The 20,022-nt window shown below is 42.0% G+C and carries 13 protein-coding genes; all 13 read right to left on the bottom strand.

Features of this window, described 5'->3' with window-relative positions; all coding sequences use genetic code 11:
• Window positions 1-154 precede the first annotated feature (154 nt).
• Entirely contained in the window at window positions 155-979 is an 825-nt protein-coding gene (locus DL92_RS0113165; RefSeq protein WP_026667984.1) for an Rpn family recombination-promoting nuclease/putative transposase, read from the bottom strand.
• 204 nt (window positions 980-1,183) lie between these two features.
• Window positions 1,184-1,804, bottom strand: a complete 621-nt coding sequence (locus DL92_RS0113170) for a superoxide dismutase (RefSeq protein ID WP_026667985.1) — start codon at window positions 1,802-1,804, stop codon at window positions 1,184-1,186.
• Between the two features lie 85 nt (window positions 1,805-1,889).
• Window positions 1,890-2,900 (bottom strand): UDP-N-acetylglucosamine 4,6-dehydratase (inverting), encoded by a 1,011-nt coding sequence (gene pseB, locus DL92_RS0113175; RefSeq protein ID WP_330370387.1) that lies wholly within the window; start codon window positions 2,898-2,900, stop codon window positions 1,890-1,892.
• Window positions 2,901-3,034: 134 nt separating this feature from the next.
• Window positions 3,035-4,228 carry a UDP-4-amino-4,6-dideoxy-N-acetyl-beta-L-altrosamine transaminase gene (gene pseC / locus DL92_RS0113180; RefSeq protein ID WP_026667986.1) on the bottom strand — a complete coding sequence of 398 codons (1,194 nt, stop codon included), beginning with the start codon at window positions 4,226-4,228 and terminating at the stop codon, window positions 3,035-3,037.
• 133 nt (window positions 4,229-4,361) lie between these two features.
• Window positions 4,362-4,559, bottom strand: coding sequence for a DUF6465 family protein (locus DL92_RS0113185; RefSeq protein WP_026655872.1), 198 nt, complete (start codon window positions 4,557-4,559; stop codon window positions 4,362-4,364).
• An 80-nt stretch (window positions 4,560-4,639) separates the two neighbouring features.
• Entirely contained in the window at window positions 4,640-4,822 is a 183-nt protein-coding gene (locus DL92_RS0113190; RefSeq protein ID WP_026667987.1) for a hypothetical protein, read from the bottom strand.
• A 17-nt stretch (window positions 4,823-4,839) separates the two neighbouring features.
• Window positions 4,840-5,565, bottom strand: coding sequence for a lysophospholipid acyltransferase family protein (locus DL92_RS0113195; RefSeq protein WP_026667988.1), 726 nt, complete (start codon window positions 5,563-5,565; stop codon window positions 4,840-4,842).
• A 105-nt stretch (window positions 5,566-5,670) separates the two neighbouring features.
• Window positions 5,671-10,341: an Ig-like domain-containing protein gene (locus DL92_RS0113200; protein WP_026667989.1), complete on the bottom strand. Its 4,671-nt coding sequence runs from the start codon at window positions 10,339-10,341 to the stop codon at window positions 5,671-5,673.
• Between the two features lie 201 nt (window positions 10,342-10,542).
• Window positions 10,543-14,877 carry an Ig-like domain-containing protein gene (locus DL92_RS20415; RefSeq protein WP_026667990.1) on the bottom strand — a complete coding sequence of 1,445 codons (4,335 nt, stop codon included), beginning with the start codon at window positions 14,875-14,877 and terminating at the stop codon, window positions 10,543-10,545.
• A 242-nt stretch (window positions 14,878-15,119) separates the two neighbouring features.
• Window positions 15,120-16,991: an excinuclease ABC subunit UvrC gene (uvrC, locus tag DL92_RS0113210; RefSeq protein WP_026667991.1), complete on the bottom strand. Its 1,872-nt coding sequence runs from the start codon at window positions 16,989-16,991 to the stop codon at window positions 15,120-15,122.
• A complete protein-coding gene (locus tag DL92_RS0113215) occupies window positions 16,984-17,421 on the bottom strand; it encodes a hypothetical protein (RefSeq protein ID WP_026656191.1) in 438 nt (145 codons plus the stop codon). Before DL92_RS0113215 ends, uvrC begins: the two co-directional genes overlap by 8 nt.
• A 3-nt stretch (window positions 17,422-17,424) precedes the next feature.
• On the bottom strand, window positions 17,425-19,122 hold the full coding sequence (locus DL92_RS0113220; RefSeq protein WP_026656192.1) for a serine/threonine protein kinase: 1,698 nt from the start codon (window positions 19,120-19,122) through the stop codon (window positions 17,425-17,427).
• Between the two features lie 9 nt (window positions 19,123-19,131).
• A complete protein-coding gene (locus tag DL92_RS0113225; RefSeq protein ID WP_026656193.1) occupies window positions 19,132-19,941 on the bottom strand; it encodes a PP2C family protein-serine/threonine phosphatase in 810 nt (269 codons plus the stop codon).
• Window positions 19,942-20,022 lie beyond the last annotated feature (81 nt).

Below are 20,022 nucleotides of genomic sequence, written 5' to 3' on the forward strand. Positions count from 1 at the left end.
TACGCTATCGTTATATAATCAACAATCTTTTATATGATAGTATAGATAACGCAATTTATCAACAAATATATCTTATCAAAATTACAAAATCACAGCATTTTGCGGCATTTTAAAAGCTTCGGGCACGCCCGAAGCTTATTACATAAAAATATTTTTATTCATCTTCTTCCAGATTACCCAAAGCTGTACGTACTTTCTTTTCAGCTTCTTCTCTGGAAAGTCCGTTCATCATCTCGATTTCAATAAATTTTTTTATTGCTTCTTCCCAGGCTTCTTTTTTTCCTTCTTTTTTTCCTTCTTTTCTTCCTTCCTCAAGCCCTTCTCTTCTTCCTTCTTCAATCTTCTCTCTATCTCGCATCAGAAGTGTCATGTATTCCACCTCCCATCTCTCATTACGCTTAACTGAATTTACCTCGTTAAGTAACTCATCTGTGAACTTATCTGTTGGTTCTCCGGTGCGAACAAATCGTAAAAAATTACCAAGTCCGGTATCTTGAAGTTCAGTACAAGATGCATTAAGTATAACTTTATATGTCTCATCTCCCAGCGAAATGCCATAATCCTTACAATAATTTTCAAATCTGTACGCCGGCTTGTCTATCCCGTATATATCCTCCATGCAAATGAAGATTACATAGCTTTTGGCAAGCTTCGCATAGTCTTCACCCTTTTCTATCAGGTTAAGGTCTATCATTCCCTGATAATACCTTGCCCTTTTGGGAATATTTCCCGGATTTGTCGTCTGCATTTCAATATTGTAAACTGTTCCTTTTTCATCATCCACATACACATCAAGTCTTACGCTCTTACTATCGTATGACGGATCGATTACTTTCTGCTCTTCCGGATAGCTGATTCTTTTAATCTTTATATCCAATACAATCTCAATTAACTGTTTGCACAGCTTCTCATTGAGCATCACCTTCGCAAACATAAAATCATCTGCAAAGGTTAATTCTTTAAATTCTTTCTGCCTCATGGATTATCCCACTTTCATTTCATACTCTTTGTTCTATAGACACAGAAGATAACCCATTCGTAGATTCTTCAGCTGATTCATAAAACAATCTTTTTCAATTACATTATAGCAAATCTAATAATGCACGCAACCCGACAAAAATGGCTGTAAAAATGATTTCTCATTTTTTACAGCCACCTCCGTCACATATACAAAGTCCGTTCATCAATCTTTAATAATCTCGTTATATCTCTCCGAAACCTTACTCCAATCAAGGATCTCAAAGAATGCCTTAATATAATCGGGTCTCAAATTCTTATACTTAAGGTAATATGCATGCTCCCACACATCTAGCGCAACAATGGGAATAAGTCCCTTGCCCTCGCTTATAGGGTTGTCCTGGTTAGGTGAAGCAGAAACTGAAAGTTTTCCGTTCTTATCAGTTGAAAGCCATGCCCAGCCTGAACCGAACTGTCCTGCTGCCGCCTTGGAAAGCTGTTCTTTGAGCGCATCAAGACTACCGAAAGTCTTGTCAATCTCCTCTGCAAGTTTTCCTGACGGAACCTTGGCAGGGCTTGGTGAGAACATCTCAAAATAAAGGTTATGATTATAATATCCGCCGCCTTGATTTCTGAGGCCTTTTCTTAAAGTTTCATCCGAAACTTTATCGAGTGATGCAAGGAGCTCCTCCGCACTGAGATTACTCATGCCTGCTTTTTCCGCAAGTTCATTAAAAGTCTTGGTATAAGTAGCGTGGTGCTTACCGTGATGAGTCTCAACGGTAAGTTGGTCAATGAAAGGTTCAAGAGCATTTGTAGCATAGGGTAATTTAATCTGTTCGTACATGGTGGTTCTCCTTTCTGCATATGCATATATATACGAGGAAACACCGGTAAGATCGGTATTTCCTAAGTTATTATTTGAAAGCCTCTCAATGATCTACAGCTTCCGGAAGTCTTCTTCTAATCTCGTCAACAGACATCCACTCTGTGTTATTTCCCGAGCTGTAGTAGAAACCGTCTGCAACTTTCTTTCCTGAAAGGTCGGGTACCTGTCTCTCGTTAAATACAACCTGAGGATATACGATGAAGTGCTTGTCGTACTCATAAGTGAAAGGTGCATCCTCTGTTGTAACCATTATCTCATCAAGCTTCTCGCCGGGTCTGATTCCGACTTCAACAGTCTTGATTCCGGGGCACATAGCTTCAGCAAGATCTTTTACGTTAAATGAAGGAATCTTACTGATGAATGTCTCGCCACCCTTAGCCTCTGCAAGTGCCTTGAGAACAAGCTCAACACCCTCGGGAAGGCTGATCCAGAAACGTGTCATTCTGTAATCCGTGATAGGAAGCTCTTTTTCTCCCTTTGCAATGAGCTCTTTGAAGAAAGGAATGATAGAACCTCTGCTTCCTGCAACATTACCGTATCTTACGATTGAGAAGTTGACATCCTTAGCTCCCGAATATGCATTTGCTGCGATAAAGAGCTTATCTGATACCATCTTGGTCGCACCGTAAAGATTTACGGGGTTAACAGCCTTGTCTGTAGAAAGAGCCACAACTCTTTTTACACCTGTATTAAGTGCCGCATTTATAACGCTCTGCGCGCCGGCGATATTTGTCTTGATAGCTTCATCAGGGTTGTACTCGCAAGCGGGAACCTGCTTAAGAGCTGCCGCATGGATAACATAGTCAACGTTCTCGCATGCTCTCTCAAATCTTGCTCCGTCTCTGATATCACCGATGAAGAATCTCATCTTGTCGGCGTTCTCTTTGTACACACGCTCGTTCGCCATTGTGAACTGCTTGTACTCATCACGTGAGTAGATGATGATCTTCTTGGGATTGTAGTTTTCAAGAAGGTACTGTGTGAAGCAGTGTCCAAAAGAACCTGTTCCTCCGGTAACCAATATCGTCTTATTATCTAATATAGAACTTTTCATAAACATCTCCGTTTATCACTGTTTTTTATAATTATAGATATCAAAATTTCTTTTAACATCTACCTCATTTTAATTCATTATATAAAAGCTTGTCCACATTTTTACGTTACTTTCTTATGCGGACATTTTCGTTATTATTTTTTATACCCATCAACAACTTTTTTAACCGCGGTGATAACATCATCCACGTCGCTGTCAGTCATAAGAGGATAAAGAGGTATGCTCATCATTCCGTTGTAGAGCTTTTCAGCCTCGGGGCAAAGACCTTTCTTGTACCCTTTCTTCTCATAGAACGGGAAGTAGTAAACAGGCACATAATGAACCTGCGGCTGAACGTTCTCAGCAGAAAGAGCGTCAAAGAACTCTCTTCTTGTGCATTTAAGCTTATCAAGATCAAGCTGTATCACATAAAGATGCCTTGTAGTATCGGATTCGGGAATTTCCTTCTGCACGATTATCTCAGGTACATCCTTGAATGCTTTGTTGTACTTATTTACTATCTCTTTTCTTCTGTCAGAGAACTTCTTCAATTTATCAAGCTGGCTTATCAAAAGAGCTGACTGAATATCCGTAAGTCTGTAGTTAAAGCCAAGCTCCTGCATCTCGTAGTACCATGCTCCGTCAGATTCATGTACAAGGTCATCCGGATTTCTTACGATTCCGTGCTGCGAAGCAAGTCTCAGTTTCTTATATAATTCAGGATCGTTGGTTGTTATTGCTCCGCCCTCACCCGATGTTACTGTCTTAACGGGATGGAAGCTAAAGCAGGTCATGTCGCCTATAGAACCTACAGGCTGTCCGTTGTACTTAGTTCCGATCGCATGAGCCGCATCTGTTATAAGAATAAGTCCGTGCTTGTCGCAGATTTTCTGTATTCTGTCATACTCGACAGACTGTCCCGTATAAGCAACCGCAACCACAGCCTTGGTCTTATCCGTTATATGAGCTTCTATGCTGTCGGGATCTATGTTATAAGTCTCGGGATCAATATCTGCAAATACAGGTGTTGCGCCTACGTATACCGCACAGTTTGCAGATGCCGCAAATGTGATAGGTGATGTTATAACTTCATCTCCCGCGCCAATTCCTGCAGCGATGCATGCACAGTGAAGCGCCGCTGTTCCGTTGCTGACTGCTACAGCATATTTTGCCCCCGTAACTTCGCAGAGTTTTTTCTCAAGTGCCGCAACGCGCGGGCCGCATGTTATCAGGTCATCTGTAAGCGCTTCTGCCACAGCCTTTACATCATCTTCATCTATCCACTGTTTTCCGTAATATAATTTTTCTTTTCTTACCGGAGTTCCTCCGTTTATCGCAAGTTTCTCCATTATGTTCCTTCTTTCTGAAATTACACTTTAACCCTATTATAATACCATGTTTTGCACAAAAGAAAACAGACGAAAAACCGTAGCTTCCCGTCTGCGATCAATTATCTGTTATACTTGTTACTTCGCCTTACTATCAGAGGTCGAAACATCCGTTGTCACTTCCGTTTACAACGAAATATCCCATCTTCTCCTCGGGCTTAACGTAAATGTTGAGGTCCTTAATGTCTTTTTTTCCATAGGCTTTCTTAGCCTTTGAAACAAGCTGATCATCGGTAATCGTCAGATCTGAGTACTGAATTTCTACCTTAGTTTTGATACTTGTAGCCGCCATCTTATTCCCTCCCTCAATATAAAGTGTTCTTAATTACGTATTATTTTACACCCAATATGATAAAAAAGAAATACGAAAGGCTACATACTTTTACATAATATGGCACATACAATCGCGATGAGCGCTAAAATTGCCCCGAATACCCTCATCCACTTATAGGTCTCGGGCTCATCCTCACTGTTCTTATTGAGCTCGCCGTGAGTAAAAACGATAACGCCGGCGATAAAGGTAAGCGCCGCAAAAACCGCAAATAGCTTGTTCATTACAACCTCCGGAAGATTTATTTATTATTCGCAAGATGCTCCGCAATCTTTTCTTTTATGATCTTTTCAACCATGGCCGCAATCTCGTGACTGCGCATGTCCTTGTATTCGTCATAATAGATCGGATCAAGGTAATAGACATATGTTGTGACAGGCCCAACGTGATCGCTGTTGTACACTTTATAAGAATCAACAAGCGCCACGGGCACAATCGGAACTTTTGCCATCAGTGCGACCTTAAAGCTTCCCGCCTTGAATGGCTCCACTACATTGCCGTTGTTTTCCTTGTATCCGCCTTCCGGAAAAAGAATGAACTTCCTGCCCTGCTTAAGTTCTTCAGCCATCTCGTTAAAAACAGTTATTGTGTGTCTCGGATCGTTAAGCTCAATCGTCTTACCTTCAACAAGCCTTAGAAACTCCGAGACCAATATCAGATGCGATCTCTTTTCATCCATCACAAATGAGACCGGTCTCTTATGAGTATTAAAAATTCCAAGTACGTCGTACTTCCCCTGATGATTCGGATAGAGCATGTACCCGCCTTCTTTCGGAAGATTCTCGTATCCGTAAGCAATAGTCTTACATCCGGATGACTTGTTCGACCAAGCGACCATCTCGTTTGCAAGCGCATATCGCTCTTCTGCTGAATGTCTCTCGATATGCCTAAGCCATATATTTGACTTAATAAGATAAAAAATAATTCTGTGAATATTGATTATGATTGTGTGATAAAAATTCCGCATCAGTGTGTTCTTTTCCTGTAAATTTTTAAGACTAGATCTTTTACCAAATTCCATGAATTACTGCACTGTATCTTAATATTATGATATTTATTCTATCACATAATCTTATTTTTCAACCTTACTTTTTACTTTAAGTAAATATACCGCTCCTCCGCCAACGGACAACGCTGCCACAGCAGCAAGAGCGTAAACGAAGAATGATAAGCTGTTTTTAGCCGCATTTTTTTTGTGAGGATTCTCTTTTTTCTGACCGAGAATATCCTCCGTCTCGACAGGAACTTCCTTGGTTGATACAAGGACACCTCCGATTGCGAGCGTCTCCTTGTTGCCGGCATAGTCCTGTGCGATAACAGTTACAGACTGTCTTTCCTCAGACTCGTTAAGTGTGATTGTCTCTACGCCGCCTGCTCCTTCGAGTTCTTCACCGGTGCATGCCTTAACGATCTGACCGTCCTTGTAGATGGTGAGGTTCTCAACACCCATGTTGTCTGTTACGTCAACGTTGAAGTCAAGCGAATCCTGCTTGTAAACGCCGCCCTCTTCAAGTCCTGCGGTAACAATTCCCGGAGCCGTCATATCAACCGCGAAGGTGATCTCGGCATCTCTTGACTTGTTATCCTGGATGTTTGTAGCTTTGTCCTTACTGTAAACCGTTACGGAGTAAATTCCGTCCGTTCCAAAGTTCTTTTTACCAATCGTGTAAGTATATGTCTTCCATGAAGTATCGCTTCCCTGTCGGCTTACGGAATAATCCTTGCCGTTTACGAGCTCTCTGATACTTCCGTCGCGGCTTATCGAAACATCTTTCTGAGTGAGCTCATCGATGTTGATCTCAGTTATCGTGATGTCTTTTGGCTGGTTAATGTAATATTTCTCATTGAACTTTCTGGCCACATCGCCGACAACGAATACCGAACCGTGGCGGTTAACGGAAAAGACAAGTTCGTCCTTGGTCTGATTTCCCGCCATATCGCAAACAGTCGCTTCGAGCACGTACAGATCGTCCATGCTCTTGTCGTGCGCAAAATCGCTGTATGAAACCGCAAAGCCGTTCTCTATCTGTTTCACGCTACTTCCGACATTTACAGGGCCGTTGTTTGCACCCTTCAGAGTAACCTTAGATGCCTGAATATCAATGTATTTATCGCCGTAAACTACAGTAGGCGCAACCTCGCCGTTGTTGGCCGAGAAGTTCTCAACTCCTGAGAAGTTAACTTCGGGAGCTGTCTTATCAATAATGAATATATCCGACATGTACTCGGTTGCCGTGTTGCCCGCAAGGTCTTTACATTTAATGATATATCCGTAGGTTCCGTCTTCACTGAATGAGATCTGCGAAACGTTCTTGTCATCCGACGATGAAAAACCGCCAAGTCCCGGCATTGTACCCAAGTCGCTCACAGGCTGAGGCGCCAGTTCAACAAGTTTGTCGTCAAAAGACATCTCTTTAATATTTACATTTGCGATTCGTGTATCCTTGTAATACTTACCGTTTCCGGGTGTAAGGCTGTTATATGAAACATTTATCTCAGGCGCTGTACGGTCGATTACGAACTCCGCCTCAGAAACCTCATTGGAGCTGTTTCCTGCCTTATCCTTACAGTTAAACTTGAGCGTATACTTTCCGTCCTGCTCAAAGCTAACCGTGCGCGTATACACATTAACCGCTGTGTTTGCCCAGCTGCTCGCAGATGCTTTTCCGATCTGCTCATCTACTGCAAGCTTCGCTTCATCTTCGTTAAAAGAAAAATCTGTAACCGTGATGGTTGCTGTTCTTGCCTTGTCATAGTACTTATCATTGTGAGGATCGTTCTCGTCAAATGTAAGCGTAACTTCAGGAACCGTAGTATCTACGCCAAACTTGTTTCCTTCAGCGCTGTCATGGTTCTTTGACATATCATTCGCTTCAACCGAAACCTGGTAGAAACCGTCGCCGTCAGTTGTAAATGTTATGACATGTTCATCGTCGCCAAGATCTCCGCTCCAGTTATTCAGCGGCTCAACACCAACTTCTCCGCCTGCCACATCAATTTTTTTCACACGGACAAAAGAACTTGTTTTATCAAGCCATTTATCGTTTACCTTTACAGTGATCTGAACGTTTGAAGGATAGTACTTGTTTCCGTCTGCCGAAGGTGCTTCTTTATCATAGGTTATCTCAATCTTGGGGGCAGTCTTATCGACAACTATCTCTGTGCTTGTTTCAGAACTTGTCTGTCCGAGGGTATCACTGGCAGTTGTCTCAATCTTGTATGCACCGTCGTTTTCGAGAAGGAAATCGTAAATGCGCTTGCTAAGTTCAGTGCTGTCCTTTTCATTATAAGAAGGAACTACATACTTAACCGATCCGTCTTCGTTTCTGAATTTGATTGAATCAACCTTAAGATCGATATCTTCGATAGTTACCTTTCCGCGTGCGCTGCCATCAAAATAAAGTCTGTTTTCGTCCTGCGCAACCTGTCCGTCGATATCATAAACAATAGTCGGTGCAGTTCTGTCTATAATGAATCTTGTCCTTCCAAACTCTTTGTTGTCCTTCGCATGATCTGCGACATTTTCTGCAGCGTCGCAAATACTGAGCACTTGAACTTTATAATCGTCTATGTTAAGTTCGCCTGTTGATCTTATCTTTTCCTCGAACACATAATACTCATCCGTGCTCTTAGAAGCGTTAATGTCGTTGATTTTCTTGGTTACTACTTTGTCTTTACCGTCATAATTAACCTTGTATGTTATGCTATCGAAACCGCTGACCTTCTTGACATCCGTCGCACCGTCGCAGTTCCTCGGAACCTTGATGAGTACAGTTATATCGCTGTTAGCCGCAAACCATCCTCGCGTAAAATCGTGGAAAAATCTGCCAAATGAAGTGAGGTTAATCTCATTCTCATCACCTTCAACAACAATCTCCGCTGAGGGAGCCGTGTTGTCGATTCTAACAGTCTTCGTGGCAACCTGCTTGTATAAGTCTATGTCATTATCGTTTTCGTCTTTCTCGCTGTCGCCGTAAAAATGGCAGCTTACTTCATAAATCTTTTCGCCTTCTTCTACAGGTATATTAACTGTTACGCTGAAATAGTGCTTTCCGTCTGAACTTGAATCATTTGAAAAGCTGCGCTGTATCTGAGATTTATCGACAGGAATTTCAGACGTATTTCCGCTCTCGTCTGTTTTCTTTATCTTTACCGACTCTATCTCTCTGACTGTTTTATTCTCAGTCTCAATCGTCATTCCAAACGTTTTTGAGTTAACCTGCTGCCACTCTCCTTCATTATCGATAGTGTTAACAGATAACTTGTTCTCCTCGTCTTCCGGATAATAGCAGATTGTCGGGAAAGAATTAAAGAGATCCGACATTTCATCATCATCATTATTAGGAATGGATGATTCGTTGCCCCACTTATCTTTTGCGATTACTTTTTTGATCGAATAGTTGCCAACCTCGCTTGGTGACCAGGTATAGATGTTTTCATCATTCTCGCGCTTAGTCAGTAGGTGCTTTGCGTCTTTCGAGTCAACAATAAACACTTCGTTTTCGTCAACGTCTGACTTCTCGTCCTTTACTTTTACTGTAAATACCAGATTATCGTTATTTGATGAAGCTATAACACTTTTTCCGTCGCTTCCTTCATATTGAACCGCACCCGTTTCAGTGTTTATAGAAGGTGATTCAATGGAAGGGCCTTCGGCGTCGATCTTGATCACTGTAGCGGAGAATGTGTAATCTTTGCTGAGTTCTTCCTGTCCATGGCTTCCACTATTGCTTCCGCTGTTAGTATTATCTGTGTTGTTTTCGCCATCACCGTCGTTGTTATTGTTTTCGCTACTGTTTTCGTTGTCGTTATTGTTTCCGGCATCATTATCGTTATTGTTTTCGTTGTCATTATTGTTTCCGGCATCATTTTCACTATCATCGCCGAAATCAATATCTTCGTATGAACATGTGATAGTTTTTTCTTCAGTATCTATAGTGCCGCCCGAAACTTCTTCCAGCTTGTAGTTGTCGGCAAGTGCATAGTTAAAAACAATTTCTCTTGACTCACTGTCTTCCGACACGTCAAAAGAATATGTATTACCGTCGATTTCATCACCATCCAAATAAAGCTTAAAATCACCTTCGGCTCTATTCTCAATTTTAAATGATATATTGCATTTTTTTACTTTGGGAGTTGAGGGAGTGGTATTCTTCGCCTGATTATCCTGATTAGACACTCCGTCTTTGGCTTTTGTCAAAAGATCTAATTGATTTCCGGTATTACCGATAACAGCCATAGATGTCAGCAAATTTCGAGCTACATCTTTGCTTTTTGCTCCGTCCATTTTTCCTAAATCGTATGATTCTGCATTGCCTGGCTCTACGGTTTCTTTACCATTCTGTTCCGTTGAACCATCGGCACCTACGCCATTCTGCTTTAGTAAATCGTTGCCGGCTTCATCCCTCTGCTCTGATGCGCCGCCCAATTTTTCATCTTCCTGCTTGTTTAAATCACCGGAATTTGAAATATCCTGTTCTGCTCCGGACTCGCTCTTTGGCTCAACCGGTTTGGACTTATCCTCTCCATCGATTATTACAGGACCATTCGTTGTAGGGCCATTTTCTGTACTTGTACTGTTTTGTTCTGTTTCTGTTTTTTGTTTTTCTTCTGTGGAACTTGCAGATATCTCGACATCATCTGCATAAGACGTGATTGTGGCATAATTGCCGAATAAAAGAACTGGTACCATCATAACCGGAAGCACTTTTTTCGCAATAGCCTTGACTTTGGTGTACATCATACTTCTCCTCCAAGATATTTCCAGACTTTATATGCTTTTCCCCAAAAGCATGCGGGCTAATACGCCCAGCATCGTTTATAGTACCGCAGTTCTGCGCAGTTGACAATATATTTTCATACGAAAAAACAAATGTGAAATTATTTTTCCCAAACAAAAAAGCAGTCGTTAAACTGCTCTTTTGTTTGTTATTTATTTTTTTATTTATTTCTTCATCCTAATAAGCCAGATTGCTCCGCCGCCGACTGACAATGTTGCGATTGCTGCAATTGCAAATACAAAGTATGACATGCTGTTTGCAGGGCTGGGTACATTTCCGGGCTTATGTCCGGGCTCGGGATCCAAAGCAGTCTTATTATCATCAATTACTTCCTGCTTGGTTGTTACGAGTATTCCGCCAATTGCCATTGTTTCCTTATTACCAGCAAGGTCCTCGGCAATAACCGTGATTTCCTGTACCTTATCGGCTTCCTTAAGTGTAAGACTTCTTACTCCGCCTTTTTCCTCAAGCTCTTCTCCTGTGCAAGAATCAATTTCTTCTCCGTTATTGCAGATAGAAAGCTTTGATACGCCCATGTTATCTGTTACGTTGACGTTGAAGTCGAGTGATTCCTGTTTGTATACTCCGCCTTGTTCAATTCCTGCGGCAACAATTCCGGGTGCGGTCATATCAATTGCAAATGATACTTCTGCATCTCTTGATTTGTTATCCTGTACGTTTGTAGCTTTATCTTTACTGTAAACGGTTAATGCATAAACACCGTCTTCATTGAAGTTGTTCTTGGAAATTGTGTATGTATATGTCTTCCAAGATGTTTCATTTCCCTGCTGCTTAACTGAGAAATCTTTTCCCTTTCTGAGGTCCTTGATATCTCCGTCGCGGCTTATTGAAACGTTCTTCTGTGTGAGCTCGTCGATGTTGATCTCTGTGATCGTGATATCCTTGGGCTCATTTATGTAGTACTTCTCGTTGAACTTCTTTGCAACGTCACCAATTACGAATACCGAACCGTGACGGTTAACTGAGAACACAAGCTTGTCCTTGGTCTCGTTTCCTGCCTTGTCGCGAACTGTTGCTTCGAGTACATACAGATCATCCATCTTCTTATCATGTGAGAAGTCGCTGTATGAAACTGAGAAGCCGTTCTCAATAGGCTTAATTGCACATTCCACGTTTACTCCGCCGTTGTTTGCGCCCTTAAGAGCAACCTTGGATGCATCTATATCAATATACTTGTCTCCATAAACTACCGAAGGTGCTACCACACCGTTGTTTGCTGAGTAGTTCTCAACTCCCGAGAATGTTACTTCAGGTGCTGTCTTGTCGATAATGAATACATCAGATGTGAATTCTTTTGATGTATTACCTGCAAGGTCTGTGCACTTGATCGTGTAGCCGTATGTTCCATCCTCACTGAATGAGATATGTGAAACGTTGTTGAAGTTGTTTGAAGCAAATCCTGCAAGTGCCGGTACTGATGAAACATCAGGAATTGACTGAGGTGTAACTTCAACGAGCTTGTCTGCAAAAGACATTTCCTTAATGTCTACGTTTGCAACTCTTGTGTCCTTGTAGAACTTCTCGTTTCCAACAGCTATTTTGTTGTATGTAACATTTATTTCAGGTGATGTGCGGTCAATTACAAATTCTTTTTCATAAACATTCTTTGACTCATTTCCCGCTCTGTCCTTGCAAAGGAAATTGAAGCTGTAGAATCCGTCTTCCGCAAACTTAATTGTACGTGTGTATGTGTTAAGGCCTGTGTTTGCCCATCCGTCTACTTCTGCACCGCCAACCTTCTGGTCGATATCAAGTGTTTCTCCCTCGTTGTAGAAAGAGAAGTCTGTAACTGTGAGAGTAGCTGTTCTGGGCTTGTTGTAGTACTTGTCATTCTGAGGATCGTTCTCATCAAATGTAAGTGTTACCTCAGGTACTGTAGTATCTACGCCAAACTTGTTTCCTTCTGCACTTTCGTGATTCTCGGACATATCATAAGCTTCAACCGAGATCTGATACATTCCGTCGCCGTCAGTTGTAAATGTGATCTGATGGCTCTCATCTCCAAGGTCTCCGCTCCAGTCATTAAGAGGTGCATGACCCACTTCTGCGCCTGAAACATCAAGCTTTTTGATATATACAAAAGACTTAGTCTCATCAAGCCACTTCTCATCTACCTTAACGGTTACCTGCACGTTCTGTGCATAGTACTTGTTTCCGTCTGCCGAAGGCGCTTCTTTATCATAAGAAATCTCAATCTTGGGAGCTGTTGTATCAACAACCATCTCATTACTGAGCGCTGTATTTTCCTGATCGAGTGTATCCTTAGCATATGTCTCGATCTTGTATGTTCCGTCGCCTTCAAGTCTGAAATCGTAAACAGCCTTATGCTTTCCGTCGCTCTCTTTTTCATTGTAAGAAGGAATAGCATACTTGAAGTTGTCTCCGGAACCTTCTGTAAACTTGATAGAATCAATATCAAGATCCATATCTTCGATTGTTACCGTACCGCGACCATTGCCGCCAAAATACATTCTGTTCTCGTCCTGTGCAACCATTCCGTCAACGTCGTAAACGATGGTAGGTGCAGACTTATCGATAACGAATGAACCCGTTCCGCCTTCAACGTGATCTGCCACGTTTCCTGCATAGTCTCTGATACTTACTACTTCTACATCGTATTTGCACTCTGATAATCCGCCATATGAACGAACTCTTTCCTCAAATACGTAATATTCTTTATCACTCTTGCCGCTTGCATCGTTAATTGTCTTTTCTCTTCTCTGGCCGTTTACGTTGTAAACAATACCATAGAATCCGCTGGTTTTCTTATCTTTTGTCTCGCCATCGCAGTTCTTTGGAACCTTGATAAGGACATTTATGTCTTTGTTTGAAGCGAACCATCCGAATCTGTCATACAGACGAAGGAATCTCTCAAAAGGAGTGAGCTTCTCTTCTTCACCGTCTACTTTGATTTCTGCAGAAGGTGCTGTGTTATCGATTCTTACTGTCTTCTTCGCAATTGTCTTTGCCTCTTTGTCTCCGTAGAAAAGACATTTTACTTCATATTCTTTTTCGCCTTCTTTTACAGGAAGCGGAATATTTGCTCTGAATGTATATCTACCGCCGTAGTTGCTTCTTGAGATATCTACCTTTGTTGTTACATCGGAAACAGTGATCTCCTGAACCTCGCGGTTGGATATACCTGTTACTTCAAGCATAAAGTTTGATTCATTATGTGCTGCAAGTGAATACCAGTCTTCCGTCTTTGTATTTACTATGAAATCCTTCTCTTCATCTGAAGCATAGTAGCAGATAAGAGGAATATCTCCCACTCCGCTCTCTGACTTATTTCCAAGCTTATCCTTAGCGATTACCTTTACAATCTTGTAATTTCCGTAATTTGAAGGAGACCATGAATATGAACCGTCATCTCCTGACATTTCACGCTGTGTGCCATATGAATCTACGGCATAAACCTTATCAACGCCCGATCCCTCGTCAGTAACTTTTACTGTGAAAGCAGGCTTTGACTTGTCTGAACCTGCTACAACAGCTTCTCCGTTGCTTCCTGTGTAATCCGCATCTCCCTTTGCTCCGGGCTCTGAGATTGCAGGAGCGTCTTTATCTGTCACATCAACTTTACCTGTGAACTTGAACCTATTCTCGCCGTCCTTCAGGTCTTCCAATTTGCATGTGATGGTATGTTCCTTTGCATCTACAGTGAACTCGTCACCTGAAGCAAAATACAATTCATAAAAACTTGCAATAGAATAGCTGAAAACAACCTCTGCAGAATCTTCTTCTCCGTCAACATTAAAAGAATAGTATCTGCCTATGTCATTCTTATCCTCAGCAGAAATCTTCAATCCGCTATTGCCTTTGTTCTGTATATCGAAACTTATTGTAACCTTTTTATCTTTTTTCTTAACAGGCTTTTTGTCTGTATCTTCCTTCTTTTCAGTCTCTTCAGGTGTGGTCTCCTGCTTGTTCTCAAGTACGTCGTCTACGTTCTTTACAGGTTCTACCACATCCGGTGTGCTTTCATCAGACTTAGAGCTATCTTCATTATTATCACTTTTCTTGTCACTCTCGTCCGACTCTTTGCTCTTATCAGTCTTGGAGTCAGTTGTCTCTGTGGTTTTCTTGTCTTCTGAAGCCTTAGTCTCTGAAGCTTTCTCTTCTTTAGACTTATCTTCTTTTGCCTTTTCTTCCTTAGATTTGTCCTCTTTGGCTTTTTCCTCTTTGGAGTTATCTTCTTTGGCTTTTTCTTCAGCAGCTTTCTCTTCTTTAGCCTTATCTTCCTTGGCTTTTTCTTCAGCAGCTTTCTCTTCCTTAGCCTTATCTTCCTTGCTTGTTTCCTCTGAAGCCTTTTCCTCAGACTTCTTCTCTTCAGTAGCCTTCTCCTCCACTGCCTTCTCCTGAGCAGTTACTTCCTCAGCAGAAGCCGTGATTGTGGCATAGTTTCCGAACAAAAGAATCGGTATCAACATTACCGGAAGCATTCTTTTCGCCATAGACCTTAATTTGACCTTCTTCATACTTTCCTCCAAGCTATCCCAGACTTTTCTCATGCTTTTTCCCAAGCATTTGTAATCAAGCTGTTAATGAATTGTTATTGAATGTTAATTCAGCTTCGCTAATATTACATCTTTTTTTTGATAATAGCAATAGATTTTCTGCTAAAAATATCGAAAATCGCATTAAATTTTTCAATTAAAAAAAGTGGCCTTTTTAGCCACTTTTTAAGCATGTGTTTTTTCGGATAAATTAATCAAATATTCTATTTATTCCCGCTTAAAAACTCCTTAATTTTTATCGCAACATTTACAGGAATCCCCGGAACTTCAGCAATTTCCTCAGCTGAAGCATTTCTTATGTCTTCTATGGACTTAAAATGCTTCATCAGCGCCTTCCTTCTCGACGGACCAATTCCCGGGATGTCATCAAGCGAGCTTTTAACCTGCGCTTTACTACGTAGTGACCTGTGATACTCGATAGCAAATCTATGCGCCTCATCCTGTATCCTTGTGATAAGTTTGAAGCCCTCCGATCTTATATCTATAGGAAGCTCGACATTGTTATAATAAAGCCCTCTGGTTCTGTGATTGTCATCCTTCACCATTCCGCACACAGGGATGTTGATTCCAAGTTCATCGAGAACTTTCAGACAGATATTGACCTGTCCTCTTCCTCCGTCCATCAATATCAGGTCGGGAAACTTGGTAAAACTTCCGTATCTTGCGTCAATCTCCCTTACTTCAAGGTCTTTCTTTTCTTCGATTCCATGAAGAAGCCTTCTTGTCAGCACTTCGTGCATGCACGCATAGTCATCGGGCCCTGAAACCGACTGGATTCTAAACTTCCTATAGTCGCTCTTCTTGGGCTTTCCCTTTTCGTAAACTACCATGGAACCTACATTTGCAAAGCCGCTTATATTGGAAATATCATATGCCTCCATTCGGCTGATATCCTTAAGTCCAAGGAGCTTTTCTATCTCTTTTACAGCGCCGATGGTTCTACCCTCTTCGCGTTTTATCCTCTCTTTATCCTTGGACAAAATAAGCCTTGCGTTCTGAGCCGCAAGTTCCATGAGTTTTTCTTTTTGTCCTCTTTCGGGAACGGTGATATAGACTCTGCTGCTTTTCCTCTCGCTGAGCCATTCCTGAATTATCTCCATATCCTCAATGGGTTCAGGAAGCACCAATTCTCTGGGAATAAAAGGTGTTCCGGCATAGAACTGCTTAACGAAATTGAGAAGGATTTCTTTTTCCGGATTTTCTGACACATGAGTCATATAGAAGTGTTCTCTTCCGATCAGTCTTCCGTCCCTTACGAAAAAGACCTGTACCACTGCATCGTTCTCGTCTGAAGCTATAGCGATTATGTCTTTGTCTTCCATTGACGAGTCTGTCATTTTTTGTTTCTGGGCAACGACTCTGACACTCGAAAGAAGATCTCTGTATTTCGCCGCAGATTCAAAATCAAGTTCTTCCGAAGCATCATTCATCTTCTGCTCAAGCTCTTTTATAATAAGCCCGTAGTTTCCGTTTAAAAATTCAAGCGCCTTGTCAACGCGCTCTCTGTACTCTTCCTTGGTAATATCGCCTGTACAGGGACCGCTGCACTGCTTCATGTGGTAATTAAGGCACGGTCTGTCCAGCCCTATGTCCCTTGGAAGAACCCTGTTACATGTCCTAAGGCCATAGAGTTTGTTTATAAGGTCGATCGTATCCTTTACGGCCGCAGCACTCGTAAATGGGCCGAAGTATCTCGATCTGTCTTTTTTCATCAATCTGGAAAAAAGAACTCTCGGATAATCCTCCGAGACTGTCACTTTAATATAGGGATATGTCTTGTCATCTTTTAGAAGGGTATTATACCTGGGACAATGCTCTTTGATGAGATTATTCTCAAGAACGAGGGCTTCGAGCTCAGAATCCGTCACGATATACTCAAAGCGGGCAATCTGCTCAACCATTCTGTCTATTTGCGGTCCTCTTCCGATATTTGCTCGAAAATAAGACCTGACACGGTTGTGCAAGTTAACCGCTTTCCCAACGTACATTATGGCGTCGTTTGAATCACGCATAATGTATACGCCGGGTTTATTGGGAAGTTTCTTTAATTCTTCTTTGACGTCAAAATCACTCATCGCCTCTGTTAACTATTTCTCTTTCAACAACAAATTCTGAATCTTTTATTGCGTTTAATACTGTTGTTGCGTATTCTTCGCTACTCTCAAGCACCGTTGTACCTTCTCTCTGCATGGTACCTGTAGGCGCAAGGACAACTGTTCCGTCTTCATCGGAAATCTCCATCGCAGCAACTCTCGCAAGGCCTTCCGATGTATTCCATGAAAGCTTGGCCTTATTGTTGCTTCCGTAGACATCTGCATGGACGCTTCCGGCTTCCGCTGATTTCCTTAAGTTCTCTATTCTTTTTCTGGCCTCGGTTCCCGTAAGCACGGCTATATAATGCCTTATATCAAGCTTAATCCACATTACTATGGCAAGCACAAGCATTATAAGCGCCACGCCGGCGGATATGAGCGCCATAAGGTTGTATAATTCTATATCGTTCATCTTTTATCCATTCTTCTTTTTGCCTGCGGCGGTTTCAAGCGCATCCTTTGCAAGCGCTAAATTTCTCTGGTCTTCGCTGACAAGTTCTCTGGTTCTGTCTGTAAGCTCGTAGTTGCTGACAATATAATCAATGCTTCTGAGTAAGAGGGTTATCTCATCATTAATTTCCTCATATGTTACTCCGTCTTTCAAAAACTTATCCGCATTGTTATATACCTGGCTTGCTATCTCCTTATAGATGATAAGCGCCGTTGTTTCGTTATCAACAGCTGCGATATCGCCGTCTGCTATCGCTACAAGGTCACCCCAGAACTCTTTGTAACTAACCACTTTATCGCCGTTCTTAGTTGAATTACCTATCACGTTGTAATAACCGGCAATCTTTCCGAGACGCTTCGCTCTTTCCTGCTGCGCAGTTGATAGCTTATTGTTTTCTGCAGCAATCTCAAGCCACTTGATTGCCATCTGCTTATTGCCTTCTTCCTTATAACAATAATAATATGCTATTCCAAGCTTGTAAGCTATCTCCGCATAAGCATCTTTATTCTTCGCAAGAGCTTCTTCAACGGTTCCCTCTTTTGTGGGAGTAATGAGTATAGACCTTAACTGCTTATCTTCTTCCTCAGAGAAGTTATCATCGATAAGGAAGAAGTTATCCAAAAGATCTATATACGCATCCTTATTTTCAGGCTGCATCGCTATGGCCTTCGCATACATCTCAACGGATGTAAGGTTATCTGCAGCACCTTTTGCTTCTGTTATGTAATGCGTGTAATTCTCTTTCTGTATCGTATTGGCCTTAACCTTGAATGACACCGCAGATGAAAGGAATACGACGAAAAGTGCTACTACTGCGGCAAAAAGCGCAATACTGATCTTTGCTGTCTTCTTGTATCCTCTGTCGAGCTCCTTGTAATTCTGGAGATCGTACATAACCTCCGCACAGGAGTTATATCTGTCATCAGGATTATTCTGAACACATTTCGCGATAATATACTCAAGTCCGGGTGAAAGCTGCGGATTCCAGTATCTTATAGGATACAGCTCAAACGGAGGCTCTCCGGGATTGTGTCCCGTTACAAGATGATACATTGTCGTTCCCAGACAATAGATATCCGTCCTTGCATCAGTCTGTCCCATTCCGCCGAACTGTTCGGGAGCTGCATATCCTCTTGTTCCTAGGTATGATGTATCTCCCGTATTGGCTTCCTTATATTCTCTCGCTGTTCCGAAATCAATAAGTGTAATTGTTCCGTTTGGACGGAGCATGATATTTCCGGGCTTTAAATCTCTATATATGATAGGCGGCTTTCTGGTGTGAAGGTATCCAAGCACATCACACAGCTGTATGCCCCACTCAATTACATATTCCTGCGGCTGAGGTCCAAGGAGCCTAAGCGCTTTCTCCAAGGTGTTTCCTTCAATGTAATCCATTACGATGAGGAATCTTCCGTCCTCGTCTATGACATCCACTATACTGGGAAGATAGGGATGTGAGAGCTCTTTTAACAGATCGGTCTCTGTAATTAGGCTCTGACGCACAACGCGGTAGTTGGTAACTGCGTCTTTTCTGACCTCTTTAATTGCCCACTGCTTGTTCGCACGCTCATTCATAGCCAGGTAAACGGTACTCATACCACCCTGACCAATAATATTCAGTACTTTATACTTGCCGCCGACAATGCTTCCAATTTCTAACATATGTTTCCCTTAATCTATGGCAATATGGATTGCGGAAATGTTATCTGTCTCGCCTCTTTCCTTCAAAAGATCAACCATATTGTCCAGTTCCTTCTTCATTTCTTCCTCAGATAAAGCTCTGCTCTTCGTGAATTTACTAATTATTTCTCCTTCGGAAAGTTTCCTCCAGAATCCATCCGAGCACATAAGTATCGATGTACCGGGGTTAACCCTGCCTCGTACGAACTGAGGCACAACTATATCCGACGCACCTACGCACTGCAAAAGAATACTCTTCTGCGGGCTCTTCTCTGCCTCTTCCTCAGTCATAAGGCCCTTGTCCATCATATCCTGCACTACACTCTGATCATGTGTCAAAAGAGTCATCTTATTTGATTCAACGCTGTAAACTCTTGAGTCTCCGACATTCATGATAAGATAGTCACCGGCAACTTCTATAAATGCAACTATTGTGGTTCCGAGTCTGCATCTGTTCTCATCGCCGTATCTTAATATATTGATGTTGATATCTCTTACAAGCGACATCCAGTGGCGCTCAACTTCTGTCATTATATCCGGCTTCTCCACCGTATCAAGGCGCTCTGTCGAGTTTTCTCTCGTAAGTGCCCTCGGAAGGTCCGTAACAAACCAATGTGCAAAGCCTTCGATTGCTGTCGCACTTGCAACTTCTCCGTGGGAAAGTCCACCCATTCCGTCACACAAAACTCCCATCACTATCCTTCCGTATGCGGAAGTACTGGCAACCTTCACCATCGTGGCGTCCTGATTGACCTGTTTGACAATTCCTTTATCCGTACTTATACAAATCTTATAATTCATTCCTGATCTACCTTATGTTCTCTGTGTCTGTATTACCGCGAAAAATCGCCATTTCGTAATCACAGCACTGACTACAGCGCA

The sequence above is a fragment of the Butyrivibrio sp. AE2005 genome (genome assembly GCF_000686965.1).
Lineage (GTDB): Bacteria > Bacillota > Clostridia > Lachnospirales > Lachnospiraceae > Butyrivibrio > Butyrivibrio hungatei_A.